Raw genomic sequence first — 11,797 nt, 5'->3', positions numbered from 1 at the left:
GATTTACTCCTCTGCCAGCATGGCGGCGAGCGTGCGCTCGGCCAGGGTGATCTTGAAGGCGTTCTCTTCCGTCGGGCGGGCGCCGTTAAGCAGCTTGGTCATCACCGCGCGGGCGCCGTTCGGCAGCTCCGCATCGGCCTCAAGGGAACGCCAGGGCTTCGGGGCGACGCCGCCGAGCGCCACGCGTCCGCTGCCGTCCGGCTGGCGGATCAGGGCGACCGAGACGAGCGCGAAGGCGTAGGACGCCCGGTCGCGCACCTTGTGATATTTCTGCGCGCCGCCGACGGGGGCGGGCAGCGTCACCGCGGTGATCAGCTCGCCGGGGAGAAGCGACGTTTCCTTGTCGGGCGTGTCGCCCGGCAGGACGTGCAGGTCCTCCAGCGCGATGCGGCGGGTCATGCCGGTCGGCGTCACGGTCTCCACGGTGGCATCGAGCGCCCGCATGGCAACGGCCATGTCGGAAGGATGCGTCGCGATGCAGGCATCCGAGGTGCCAATGATGCCGAGCTGGCGCGAGAAGGCGCCCTTGGAAAGCGCCGCACAGCCGGAGCCGGGCTTGCGCTTGTTACAGGGCTGGTCCGGGTCATAGAAATACGGGCAGCGCGTGCGCTGCAGGAGGTTGCCGCCCGTCGTCGCCTTGTTGCGAAGCTGGCCGGAGGCGCCCGCGGCGATCGCCCGCGTCAGCAGCGGATATTCGCGCCGGATGCGGGCATCGGCGGACAGCGCCGTATTGCTGACGAGCGTGCCGATACGAAGGCCGCCGTCCTCGGTTTCCGTAATCTCGTCGAGGCCGAGCCCGTTGACGTCGATGATGTGCACCGGCGCCTCGATCTCAAGCTTCATGAGGTCGAGGAGGTTGGTGCCGCCGGCGAGGAATTTTGCTCCCTCGACCTCGGCGGCGCGGGCCGCGGCCTTGGCCGGATCGGTCATTTTTTCGTAGGAAAAGGCTTTCACGACTGTTCCTCCGCGACCTGGGTGATGGCGGCGAGAATGTTCGAATAGGCGCCGCAGCGGCAGATGTTGCCGGACATGCGCTCGCGGACCTCCGCATCGGTGAGCGTGATAGCGGCGGTAAGATCGCCGGTCACGTGCGAGGGAACGCCGCTGCGGATCTCCTCAAGCACCGCGCGGGCCGAGGTGATCTGGCCGGGCGTGCAGTAGCCGCACTGGAAGCCGTCATGCTCTAGGAACGCGGCCTGCATCGGGTCCATGTTGTCCGGCGTGCCGATGCCCTCGATGGTCTCGATCTCGTCGCCGTCATGCATGGCGGCAAGGCTGAGGCAGGAATTGACGCGGGTGCCGTTCACCGTGCAGGTGCAGGCGCCGCACTGGCCGTGGTCGCAGCCCTTCTTGGTGCCGGTGAGGTGCAGGTGCTCGCGCAGGGCATCGAGCAGCGTGGTGCGGTTGTCGAGGGTCAGCTCGTGCTTTTCGCCATTGACCGTCAGCGTGACGGTGCTGGTTTCCGGGCCGACCGGGGCGGCATCGCCGGAACCGCCTGTCGCGGCACTCGCCTTGTCGATGCCGAAGCGGCCGAGGGCCGCGGTCACGGCGCCCGCTGCCGTTCCGGCAAGCAGCGTTCGGCGCCGAAGTTCGAATTGGATGGGTGGGCTCATGAAAAGTCCTTCCTGTCGGTCCGCGTCATTCAGACGGATGCATGTGTGAAAGGGTAGGGTGCCCTCCCGGTATCTGTAGTTCTCCCTAGCTCATTGCACTTATCGATCTCACTCATGGAACGAAGAGCTGCCTGAAGCGTTTAAAGAAATCGGAATGCGTCCGGATTCTCGCCGGATGCCGGTTTTCCGGAAAATCCCATTCATGAACGGCACTCATGTCTCATTGCCGCCGCGCGCGCCTACACGCCGCCGCATGGCGGTATTATCTGTGTTGAGACGATTTCTCCGGAGGCTGGGAGTCGGCCGCCGCCCAGGCGGCACTTTTTTCGCCTGCCCGCAGCGGCGCCGATCCGCTCCCGCCCGAACCGGACAGACACCAAGGGAGAACCGACATGAGCGACAACGACAAGACCCTTTGCGTCGTCGGCGCCAGCGGGCTCGTGGGCTCGCATATCGTCAAGGCCGCGCTGGCGGCCGGTTTCCGCGTCAACGGCACGTTGAGGAATGCCGACGACCCGCAAAAGGCGCCCTACCTGATGGCGCTGCCGGGCGCGGCGGAGCGTTTGACCCTCTATTCCGCCGATATGGCGACAAGCGCCGACTTCGACGCCCCGCTTGCCGGCTGCGACGCCGTCTTCATTGCCTGCCTGGTGCCGATCTATGCCGGCCGCGACGGCACGCCGGCCCGCGAGATGGACGAGGATCGCGGCTGGGCCGAGATCATCCGGCCGATCGAGGACGGCTGTCTCAACATCATGCAGGCCGCCGCCCGTCAGGACGTGAAGAACGTCATCGTCTGTTCCTCGACCAGCAGCACCAATCCGCGCGAGCCGGTGGCGGTGAAGAACGAGATCGACCACCCCTCCGACCTCCAGCACCAGCTTTCCCAGAAGAAATACACCGCGGCGGAAAAGACCGTGATGGAGGCCTCGGCCAGGGCCTTTGCCAAGGAGCACGGCCAGCGGCTGGTCATCTTCCTGCCGACCATGATGCTGGGGCCGACCATCCTGCCCGAACACGCGAACCGCGCCTTCCACAAGGCGCTCGCCGATATGCTGGAGGGTAAGAAGGGCTGGCACGACACGGTGCCGGCCGGCTCCATGTCCGTCTCGCACCTCGACGACGTGGCGGCGCTGTTCCTTGCCGGCTATGAGACTCCTGAGGCCTCCGGGCGCTATTTCGCGGTCTATGACAGCTGGCCCTGGCGCGACATCTATGCCGAGATCGGCAAGCACGTACCAGCCTCGGCGCTGCCGGCGCCGCTCGACGGCGAGCCGGAGATGCCGACCGGGTTCGACTTCACGCGCCGCGACAGCCTCGGCGTCACCCTTCGCGATATTCCGACGACGCTGAAGGAGACGCTGGACTGGCTGAAGACCAAGCCTTTCGGCTGAGGCGGGGAAACCTGCCAAAGCCGCTTCTTCCCAAGACCCTGACTTTTGAAAGGACACACCATGTCGACAGACAAACCCGTCTGGTTTGTGACCGGTTGCTCGACCGGCTTTGGCCGCGAGATCGCCAAGCTGCTGCTCTCGCGCGGTTTTCCGGTGGCAATGACCGCCCGGCGCCTTGAGAGCATCGCCGACCTCGTGGAAGGCAACGAGGACAAGGCCCTTGCATTGACGCTCGACGTCACCGACCCGGCGATGATCGACAAGGCCGTCGCCGACGCCGAGGCCCGTTTCGGGCGCATCGACGTTCTCGTCAACAATGCCGGCTACGGCTATTTCTCGGCCATTGAGGAGGGCGAGGACGCGGAGATCCGGCGCCAGTTCGAGACCAACGTCTTCGGCCTCAACACGCTGACCCAGAAGGTGCTGCCGGGCATGCGCGCCCGCCGCAGCGGCCACATATTCAACTTCTCCTCCATCGGCGGGCTGATCGCCTATCCGGCGCTCGGCTACTACAACGCCACCAAGTTCGCGGTCGAGGCGCTGTCCGAGGCGCTGGCCAAGGAGGTCGCGCCGCTCGGCATCAAGGTGACGATCATCGAGCCGGGCGGGTTCCGTACCGACTGGGCCGGACGCTCCGTCATCGAATCCAAGACCGTCATCGACGACTATGCCGAGACCGCCGGTGCGCTCAGAAAGGGCCTGAAAGAAGGTTCGGGCCACCAGGACGGCGATCCGGTGCGCGCGGCCGCGGCCGTCCTCACCGCCTATGAGGCGGAAAACCCGCCGCTGCGGCTGCTGATGAGCGCCCAGGCCTATGGCCGCGCCATGGACCGCCTGGAGGAGCTGCGCGAGAATTTCGAGACCTGGAAGGACCTGACCCTCTCCACGGATTACCCCGAAGGCGAATAGGTCGGGCTGCACGGTCCATTGGACAAAAAGAAAGAGCCGGGCGACATCCCTGTCACCCGGCTCTTTTCGTGCCCGCTACATCTGATAGCCGGGCTTCTTGTAGAGCCGTTCCGGAAAGGCTTCGATATCCGGATCGTAGACATCCTCTTTCCAGCGCTCCGCCGGGACCTCTTCGATGGCGACCGAGACCGGGTCCCGGCCGTAGTCGAAAATCTCCATGACGTTTCTGGTGATGGCTTCCGCCAGGCGCGTCTTCTGGTCCTCGCTCTTGCCGGGCCAGGCCTTGACGATGACATGGGGCATGGGTGGGGTTCTCCTGGAAAATGCCCGTCGGGCGTCGGATCCCGAAAAGTGTTGGTGGTTCTGGCGTCGAGAGGCTCGCTCAGCCCTGGTCGCGCGGCAGCACCTCGACGGTGGCGGTGCGGGTGCGTTCCGAGATCATCGGTGGAAGGTAGCGGCTGTCGGCGTATTTCTTGCGATAGGCCGCATCGATCTTGTCGTTGAGGGCGGCGTCGGCGGGCGCGAAGGCGACGTCGAGGGTCGTACCATCGACCTTGATGGCGCCGGCCTTCTGCTCCACCGCGGCCTTGTACCAGCGCGATTTTCGGCCGTTATAGGGCCTGACGTAGAGCGAGCCGCCGACGGTAACGAACCAGATATAGGTGGGCGTGCCGAGCGTCTCGCCGTCCTTCCGGAACGGCGCGATCCGGAAATCCCCGGCCTTGGCGATCTCGTCCAGTTGCTGTTTTTCCCAACGCATCTTGAACTCCTGTCGTAACGCAAGGCCCGGCGCCGGTCCGGCGCGCTCGCCCCTTGGATGCCCGGGGCGGCCTTGGCTTTGTGATTGTTTCTATTGATGTATGTCGCCGGAGCCGGCGGCATTAGGCCGCGTAGAGTGCAGACACTCATGACGGACATTCATAAGTCCGTGCCGTTTTCCAAGGGGAGGGGATGACGGCGCGCGAGGGCAGAGAGGCGTCCGTCCGAGACGTCAGCGAAAACACCCAAATCCCTCGGGCGCCGCTTTTTCGTCCGGCCCGCCAGATCGCCCTTGCCAATCTTTGGAGTGACGTGTACTTTGTATAGTAAAGTTATTTGCGCTTGCGGGAGATCGGCATGGGCGAATTCGACAAGGCCCTGACGGATATTGCGAACATCCGCAGTCAGCTTGCCGCCGGCACGCTGTTCCGCGGCTTCGGCCCGGCGGTCATTGCCGTGACTGGCGGCCTGGCGCTCGTCGCTGCTGTCGCCCAGTCGGCCTGGCCGGCCGTGCTGGCCGACGGCCCGGTGCGGTTCGTCCTTTGCTGGATCGCGGTTGCCGTCGTCGCGGTGGCGCTGGTCGGCGTGGAGATGCTCGCCCGGTCGCGGCGCCTGCATGGCGGCATGGCCGATGCGATGATCCTTGCCGCCGTCGAGCAGTTTCTCCCGGCCGGCGTCGCCGGCGCGGCGGTGACCGCGGCGGTGCTGAAATACGCGGCCGACGCCGTCTGGATCCTTCCCGGCCTCTGGCAGATCCTGGTCGCGCTCGGCCTGTTCGCCTCCTTGCGCAGCCTGCCGCGCTCCATTGGGCTCGCCGGCGCCTGGTATCTCCTCGCCGGGATCGCGGTGTTCATCCTCGCAAGCGGCAGCCGCGAGCTGTCGCCATGGATGATGGGCGTGCCCTTCGCCCTCGGCCAGGGCCTGATGGCCGTCCTTCTGCGAACCGCCAATGGAGGCGACGATGGCCAACCGGTCTGAAAATGCCCCCTTTGCCTATGACGGGCTCGACCGCGTCTTTCACGAAAAGGCCAGGCTCGGCATTGTCACGTCGCTGATCGGCCACCCGAAGGGGCTTGCCTTTTCCGACCTGAAGCAGCTTTGCGGCCTCACCGACGGCAATCTCAGCCGCCACATCCAGGTGCTGCAGGACGCCGGGCTCGTTGCCGTCCACAAGGGCTACGAGCGCAATCGTCCGCACACCAGGTGCGAACTGACCGACCTCGGCCGCAAGCGCTTCGCCGACTATCTGGCCGTGCTGGAAAAGGTGGTGAAAAACGCGGCCGACGCCGCGGAACGCAGCGAGGAACCCGACCCGGACAAGGTCGGATGGAAACCGGCGTGAAAAGCGTCTGAAGGCAACGCGCTTCGGCGCATCGGGCGTGGCGGATGGCAACAATCCGGTGCGCAGACGACAGGACAGGGCAAGGGGCGCGCTTCACCGCGGACGCGCCGCGTTCGGGGTATTTTTTTGGAAGGGAGCTTTGCAATGCAAAGTTATTTACGTAAAAGAGACCACGTCGCCGTCATCATGGACGGCAACGGCCGCTGGGCCCTGCAACGGGGCCTGCCGCGGCAATACGGCCATGTCGAAGGCGTCAACGCCGTGGAGGCCGTCGTCCGCGCCGCGCCGGACCTCAACATCGGAACCCTGACCCTCTACGCCTTTTCGTCGGACAATTGGCGCAGACCGGCGGCGGAGGTCGATGCGCTCTTTGAGCTGTTTCGCCAGTATTTCCGGACACGGCGGCGGGACCTCATCGACAACGGTGTCCGCTTGACCGTGATCGGCCGGCGCGACCGGCTGCCGGACGGCCTGGCGGACGAGATCGCCGGGCTGGAAGCCGATACCCGGGCCGGCCGGCGCCTGTACCTGCGGATCGCGCTCGACTACTCCGCCCGCCACGCGATCCTTGAGGCGGCCGCGTCCGCAAGCGGCGACGCCCCGCTCACCTCCGAGACCTTCGCAAGGCACGTCACGGGCGGCGTGTCCTGCCCGGACGTGGACCTCCTCGTCCGCACCAGCGGTGAGCAACGCCTGTCCGATTTCCTGCTGTGGGAATGCGCCTACGCCGAACTCTACTTCACGCCCTGCCTGTGGCCCGATTTCGGCGCCGAAGAACTGGCCGCGGCGATGCGGGACTTCCGCCGCCGCAACCGCCGGTTCGGCGGCCTCGCCGAGCACCCGTGTCTCGAAACCGATCCTTGCACCCACGGCCATCGCGGCACTGGCGATCGCAGGCCGTCGCGGTCTTATGCCCTTCCAGCAGGTCAGGACGCGATGGCGGGAGGTGCGGAATGACGAGCCTGTGTCCCGCCCCAGTGGCGACGCCTGCGCGGACCTTCGCGGTTCGCGAGGTCGGGAACCCCGTCGCCGACGCGCCGATGCCCGCACGTGTTTCCGGGAATTCCGCCATGCGCATCCTGCTCGTCAACGTCCCGCACCCGGCCATCGGCAGCCGCATCCCGGACGATCATCTGCCGCCGCTGGGCCTCCTGGCCGTCGGCGGCCCGCTGATCGACGACGGCCACGAGGTGCGCCTGATCGATGCCGACCTTGCGCCGACGCCGACGCGGGCGCTCGTCGAGGCGGTGGTCCATTTCGATCCCGACATCGTCCTGTTCGGCCATTCCGGCTCGACCTCCGGCCACCCGGTCATCGCCGAGGTCGCGGCGGCGGTCGCAAGGGCCCGCCCGGACATCGCCATCGTCTATGGCGGCGTCTATCCGACCTACCACTGGCGCGAAATCCTGCTCACGGAACCCCATGTGACGGCGATCGTCTGCGGGGAGGGGGAGGAAACCACCCGCCGGCTGGTCCGGGCGATGGCTGAACGCCAGCCGTTCGGCCATCTGCCCGGACTGGCGTTCCTCAGCGACGGGCAGCCGGTGCGCACCGCACCGGCGCCGCTGATCGGCACTCTCGACGACTACCGGATCGGCTGGGAGCTGATCGACCACGCCCGGTACAGCTATTGGGGCGGGATGCGGGCCGTCGTCGCCCAGTTCTCGCGCGGCTGTCCGCACCAATGCACTTATTGCGGCCAGAACCTCTTCTGGCGCCGCTGGCGGCACCGTGACCCGGTCGCCTTTGCAAAGGAACTGGCCCGCCTGCACCGCGAGGAGGGGGTAAAGGTCATCAACCTTGCCGACGAAAACCCGACCTCGTCGCGGCGCGCCTGGAAAGCGTTCCTGGAAGCGCTCATCGACGAGGACGTCGACCTCATCCTCGTCGGATCGACCCGCGCGGGCGACATCGTCCGCGATGCCGACATCCTGCACCTCTACCGCAAGGCCGGCGTGATCCGCTTCCTGCTCGGGCTGGAAAACACCGATACGGCCACCCTTGAGCGCATCAAAAAGGGCTCGACCACGGCGACCGACCGCCAGGCCATCCGGCTGCTGCGCCGCCACGGCATCCTTTCCATGGCGACCTCGGTCGTCGGGTTCAGGGAGGAAACGGACCGGGACTATTGGCGCATGTTGCGCCAGTTGCTCGCCTATGACCCCGATCAGGTCCAGATCCTCTATGCGACGCCGCATCGCTGGACGCCCTATTTCGACGAGGAGGCGGACCGGACCACCATCCAGCCCGACCGGCGCCGCTGGGACTACAAACACCAGGTGCTGGCAACCGGCAACATGGCGCCCTGGCGGGTCCTGGTCTGGGTGAAGTTCATCGAAGCGGCCCTGCAGTGCCGGCCGCGGGCGCTCTATCGCACCTATCTGCAGCCGGATCGGGAGCGACGGCACGCGATGCGATGGTACACCGCGATGGGCCGCCGCGTCTGGCCCTACGAGATCCTCTCCTTCTTCCGCGAGCGCCGCGTCAGGGACGGACCATCGCTGCGCGCCTTCTGGACACACGCGCCGGGACGGCAAATCGCCGAACGCCCGGTCCTTGAGCGGCCGGAAAGGCTTTCGGCCCGGGAAGTGCCGGCCCCTCGGCTTTCGCAGCTTCCTTGAGAAAATCGCGCCGGGCCGCGCATCCGCCGCGGCCCGCTTTTCGCCCGCGCCTTGTTCGGGATCGGCGGTGCGTTCTATAACGCGGCATCGGCCGTACGGCATGGCCGGGCGACGCTCGGGGATCCGTCCGACCTTCATCTCGGCCGACCGGCGCCTGCACAATCGGAGTTCGGGATGCGACCGCGCGTTGTTCACATCCTCTTTGTCGCGGTCTTGTTTTTCGCGTCCGGTGTCGCCGCGCAGGAGGTGGTGCAGCCGCGCCGGCAGGTCACGGAGTCCGGCTCCGCCTATCTCAAGGCCCTGCGGTTTCGGGGCGTCGACACCGAGGCGGTCTACTACGACCCGCTCGGGCCAATTCCGCCGCTGGACGCGAGCCGGCAGCCGGAGCCGCCGGCCGAGGACTGGACGGACGTGGAGTGGGGCACCCCGCGGATCGTCACCGTCGTCGTCACCGCGTCCATCCTTGCCGCCCTTGCCTATCTGCTGGTCCGCTATGGCGGCGGCATCTCCGTCTCGCTGAGGCAGGAAATGGCCAATCCCGGGCGGTCCCGCCGACGGGTGCGCGCCAGTGACGCAACCGAGGGCGAGCCCGTGCCGGGTACCCTGGACGCGTTGCTGCGGATCGAGGACAGGCGCCGCGCCGTGATGCTGCTGGCGCAATCTGCCCTGTTGCGGGTGCTCGGCGCCCATGGCGTGCTGCCGCAGAGGAGTTGGACGGCGAGGGACGCCTTGCGCCACATTCCCGCCGGTCAGGCCCATCTGGACGCGCTCCGCGCGCTGGTCCTTGCCAGCGAACGCGTGCATTTCGGCGGCCGCGACGTGAGCGAGGGCGAGTTCGACGCGCTGGTTGAGGAGATCAGGCCGCTGTTCGGAGCGACCGGCCCATGAGCGATGCGGCGATCAGGGACCGGGTGAGGGGGCCGGGCACCGAGACGGTGCTGATTGCGGGCTTCGTCCTCATCGTGCTCGGCATCCTCTGGTACGGGATCTCGATGCGCCAGCAGGTGCTGCGCAATTCGACCACAGGGTTTGACGGTCTGCAGGCGTGGCTGTCGTCCGAGGGCCTCAGCGCACAGGGTTTTTCCGGCGGCTGGCAGATCGACCAGAGCACCATCGGCCTCCTCGTCCTGCCGATCTACGACACCCGGCCGGGCAAGGTGCGCCCGACGCCCGAAACGAGCGAGGAATTGCTCTTTCAGCAGGACGAGAACGATCTCACCTACGACCTCATCCGCGACAAGGCGCGCCGGGTCGATGCCCTGATCGCGCTGCCGAAATGGCGCAGCGCCATGCGGCTGGAAGACGTCGGCCATCCGGAGCTTCGGGTCGAGGCCGGGCGTCTGGACGCAATGCTGCGGCAACTGACCGGGATCCCCGCGGCCCGGCTGTCCTATTCGGGCGAGGCATTCACCACCTTTTCCTACAGGACCGGGGCGGGCAGGTCCCTGACGGCAGAGATCTATGCCGCCCAGCTCTTCGACGCGCCGGGCTGCAAGCCGATGATCGGCCGCCCCGGCGCAATGCTGCTCGCCGACTGTCCGCTGGCCGGCGGCAAGGGACAACGCCGGGTTCTCGTCCTGTCCGATCCCGACGTCTTCAACAATCACGGCCTGCGCCTCGGTGACAACGCGTTCATCGCCCGGGACCTGTTCCGCAAGCGTGCCGGCGACCGCAACATCCTCATCGACTACAGCCTGAGCAACTGGCTGCGTGAGCCCCGCAACACCGCGCGGCGCGAACGCACATGGGCTGACCTCAAGCGCTTCTTCTCGCCACCCTTCACGCTGCTCTGGGTAGGCGCGGCGCTGACGCTCGGCCTGTTCCTGTGGCGCGCGGCCCGGCGCAACGGTCCGGTCCGGGCCGACGTGCTCGGCCCGGGCGCCAGCAAGACCGTGGCGATCGCGGCCCGGGCACGCCTGATGCGCCTTGCCGACCAGGACGGCGCCATGGTCAAGGAATATGCCAGGGCACGGGTCGCGGCGACGGCGGCGGCCATGGTCGGTCCCGCCGAGGGCCATCGCATTGCGGGAAGCGACGCGTTCTTGCAATACCTGCGCCGGCGGCACCCGGATTTTGCCGAACCGCTGGCCGCCGCGCTGTCCGAAATCGAGAGGCTGCCGCAACGGATCGGCGCCAACGAAGCCATGCAACATGTCGACGAACTGGAACGGATATTGGAGCAGATAACGCATGACACCTGACATGCTTCGCGACCGGGCGGAGGCTTTGCGGGCCGAGATCGGCAAGGTGGTTCTCGGCCAGGAGGACGTCGTCGAACTCCTGCTGGTGGCGCTGTTCGCGCAAGGCCACGTATTGCTGGAGGGACCGCCGGGCACGGCCAAGACGCTGCTGGCGCGCTCCTTTGCCGCCGCGCTCGATCTCGACTTCGGGCGCATCCAGTTCACGCCGGACCTGATGCCGGGCGACGTCCTCGGCACCTCGATCTTCAACTTCCAGACAAACGATTTCGTGCTGACCAAGGGACCGGTGTTCAGCCAGATCCTGCTCGCCGACGAGATCAACCGGGCACCGCCGAAGACCCAGGCCGCGCTGCTGCAGGCCATGAACGAGCGCATCGTCAGCATCGACGGCACCGACCATGCGCTCGGCTCGGAATTCATCGTCGTCGCCACCCAGAACCCGATCGAGCAGCAGGGCACCTATCCGCTGCCGGAGGCACAGCTCGACCGGTTCCTGTTCAAGCTGGTCATCGATTTCCCGCCGCAGGATGTCGAAATGGCGATCCTGCAACAGCACGCCGCCCAGCCGATCGATGTCGGGACGGAGCCGGCCGGCCTGGATCAGGTCCTGGGCGCCGGAGAGCTGGCGGCCATCCGCTCGGCGATCGACGCCATCATCCTCGACGACGACATCCTCGCCTATATCCTGAGGCTGGTGCGCGCGACGCGGGAAAGCGCCGACATCGCCTTCGGCGCCTCGACGCGCGCGGCGGATGCCCTGGCCGGCGCGGCGCGCGCCCTGGCGGCCCTGAGCGGGCGGGATTATGCGATCCCGGACGACGTCAAGCGGCTGTTCGTGCCGGCGCTGCGCCACCGCATCGTGCTCGGCCCCACCGCCGAGATCGAGGGCCGGCACCCGGCCCAGGTGCTTGAAAACATCCTCAACCAGATCGAGGCACCGCGCTGATCCGTCCCGCTC

13 protein-coding genes are annotated in these 11,797 nt (G+C 67.0%); 9 read left to right on the top strand and 4 right to left on the bottom strand.

Features of this window, described 5'->3' with window-relative positions; genetic code table 11:
• Positions 1 to 3 precede the first annotated feature (3 nt).
• Positions 4 to 954 (bottom strand): FAD binding domain-containing protein, encoded by a 951-nt coding sequence (locus tag CH339_RS02530; protein ID WP_111432705.1) that lies wholly within the window; start codon positions 952 to 954, stop codon positions 4 to 6.
• Positions 951 to 1,613, bottom strand: coding sequence for an aldehyde dehydrogenase iron-sulfur subunit PaoA (paoA, locus tag CH339_RS02525; protein WP_111432704.1), 663 nt, complete (start codon positions 1,611 to 1,613; stop codon positions 951 to 953). Before paoA ends, CH339_RS02530 begins: the two co-directional genes overlap by 4 nt.
• Positions 1,614 to 2,005: 392 nt before the next feature.
• Between paoA and CH339_RS02520 the strand changes: the two genes are divergently transcribed.
• Both CH339_RS02520 and CH339_RS02515 read left to right on the top strand, forming a co-directional pair.
• Positions 2,006 to 3,007 carry an NAD-dependent epimerase/dehydratase family protein gene (locus CH339_RS02520; RefSeq protein WP_111432703.1) on the top strand — a complete coding sequence of 334 codons (1,002 nt, stop codon included), beginning with the start codon at positions 2,006 to 2,008 and terminating at the stop codon, positions 3,005 to 3,007.
• Between the two features lie 60 nt (positions 3,008 to 3,067).
• A complete protein-coding gene (locus tag CH339_RS02515; RefSeq protein WP_111432702.1) occupies positions 3,068 to 3,916 on the top strand; it encodes an oxidoreductase in 849 nt (282 codons plus the stop codon).
• A gap of 75 nt (positions 3,917 to 3,991) precedes the next feature.
• Here CH339_RS02515 and CH339_RS02510 read toward each other — a convergent pair whose 3' ends face one another.
• Both CH339_RS02510 and CH339_RS02505 read right to left on the bottom strand, forming a co-directional pair.
• Positions 3,992 to 4,219, bottom strand: coding sequence for a tautomerase family protein (locus CH339_RS02510; protein ID WP_111432701.1), 228 nt, complete (start codon positions 4,217 to 4,219; stop codon positions 3,992 to 3,994).
• Between the two features lie 79 nt (positions 4,220 to 4,298).
• Positions 4,299 to 4,676, bottom strand: coding sequence for a DUF2255 family protein (locus CH339_RS02505; RefSeq protein ID WP_111432700.1), 378 nt, complete (start codon positions 4,674 to 4,676; stop codon positions 4,299 to 4,301).
• A gap of 356 nt (positions 4,677 to 5,032) precedes the next feature.
• On the opposite strand from CH339_RS02505, the gene CH339_RS02500 reads away from it, so the two are divergent.
• The 7 genes from CH339_RS02500 (at position 5,033) to CH339_RS02470 (ending at position 11,785) form a co-directional block, all read left to right on the top strand.
• Positions 5,033 to 5,653, top strand: coding sequence for a hypothetical protein (locus CH339_RS02500; RefSeq protein ID WP_111432799.1), 621 nt, complete (start codon positions 5,033 to 5,035; stop codon positions 5,651 to 5,653).
• Complete coding sequence (locus CH339_RS02495; RefSeq protein ID WP_111432798.1) at positions 5,637 to 6,017, top strand: transcriptional regulator; 381 nt, start codon at positions 5,637 to 5,639, stop codon at positions 6,015 to 6,017. Before CH339_RS02500 ends, CH339_RS02495 begins: the two co-directional genes overlap by 17 nt.
• A 144-nt stretch (positions 6,018 to 6,161) precedes the next feature.
• Complete coding sequence (locus CH339_RS02490) at positions 6,162 to 6,974, top strand: di-trans,poly-cis-decaprenylcistransferase (RefSeq protein ID WP_111432699.1); 813 nt, start codon at positions 6,162 to 6,164, stop codon at positions 6,972 to 6,974.
• A gap of 113 nt (positions 6,975 to 7,087) precedes the next feature.
• On the top strand, positions 7,088 to 8,638 hold the full coding sequence (bchE, locus tag CH339_RS02485; protein WP_111432698.1) for a magnesium-protoporphyrin IX monomethyl ester anaerobic oxidative cyclase: 1,551 nt from the start codon (positions 7,088 to 7,090) through the stop codon (positions 8,636 to 8,638).
• A 174-nt stretch (positions 8,639 to 8,812) separates the two neighbouring features.
• Entirely contained in the window at positions 8,813 to 9,526 is a 714-nt protein-coding gene (locus CH339_RS02480; protein WP_111432697.1) for a DUF4129 domain-containing protein, read from the top strand.
• Positions 9,523 to 10,839, top strand: coding sequence for a hypothetical protein (locus CH339_RS02475; protein ID WP_111432696.1), 1,317 nt, complete (start codon positions 9,523 to 9,525; stop codon positions 10,837 to 10,839). Before CH339_RS02480 ends, CH339_RS02475 begins: the two co-directional genes overlap by 4 nt.
• Entirely contained in the window at positions 10,829 to 11,785 is a 957-nt protein-coding gene (locus tag CH339_RS02470; RefSeq protein WP_111432695.1) for an AAA family ATPase, read from the top strand. Before CH339_RS02475 ends, CH339_RS02470 begins: the two co-directional genes overlap by 11 nt.
• The last annotated feature ends 12 nt before the right edge of the window (positions 11,786 to 11,797 follow it).

Origin of the sequence: Rhodobium orientis, assembly GCF_003258835.1 — a bacterium.
Taxonomy (GTDB): Bacteria; Pseudomonadota; Alphaproteobacteria; order Rhizobiales; family Rhodobiaceae; genus Rhodobium; species Rhodobium orientis.
Note: the sequence above shows the minus strand (reverse complement) of the source record. Positions and strands in the feature narration are given on the sequence as shown.

Coding starts and splice junctions, on each gene's coding strand:
- CH339_RS02490 (WP_111432699.1), top strand. CDS start 6,162: ATGCAAAGTTATTTACGTAAAAGAGACCACGTCGCCGTCATCATGGAC.
- CH339_RS02495 (WP_111432798.1), top strand. CDS start 5,637: ATGGCCAACCGGTCTGAAAATGCCCCCTTTGCCTATGACGGGCTCGAC.
- CH339_RS02480 (WP_111432697.1), top strand. CDS start 8,813: ATGCGACCGCGCGTTGTTCACATCCTCTTTGTCGCGGTCTTGTTTTTC.
- CH339_RS02500 (WP_111432799.1), top strand. CDS start 5,033: ATGGGCGAATTCGACAAGGCCCTGACGGATATTGCGAACATCCGCAGT.
- bchE (WP_111432698.1), top strand. CDS start 7,088: ATGCGCATCCTGCTCGTCAACGTCCCGCACCCGGCCATCGGCAGCCGC.
- CH339_RS02475 (WP_111432696.1), top strand. CDS start 9,523: ATGAGCGATGCGGCGATCAGGGACCGGGTGAGGGGGCCGGGCACCGAG.
- CH339_RS02510 (WP_111432701.1), bottom strand. CDS start 4,219: ATGCCCCATGTCATCGTCAAGGCCTGGCCCGGCAAGAGCGAGGACCAG.
- CH339_RS02470 (WP_111432695.1), top strand. CDS start 10,829: ATGACACCTGACATGCTTCGCGACCGGGCGGAGGCTTTGCGGGCCGAG.
- CH339_RS02505 (WP_111432700.1), bottom strand. CDS start 4,676: ATGCGTTGGGAAAAACAGCAACTGGACGAGATCGCCAAGGCCGGGGAT.
- CH339_RS02515 (WP_111432702.1), top strand. CDS start 3,068: ATGTCGACAGACAAACCCGTCTGGTTTGTGACCGGTTGCTCGACCGGC.
- CH339_RS02520 (WP_111432703.1), top strand. CDS start 2,006: ATGAGCGACAACGACAAGACCCTTTGCGTCGTCGGCGCCAGCGGGCTC.
- paoA (WP_111432704.1), bottom strand. CDS start 1,613: ATGAGCCCACCCATCCAATTCGAACTTCGGCGCCGAACGCTGCTTGCC.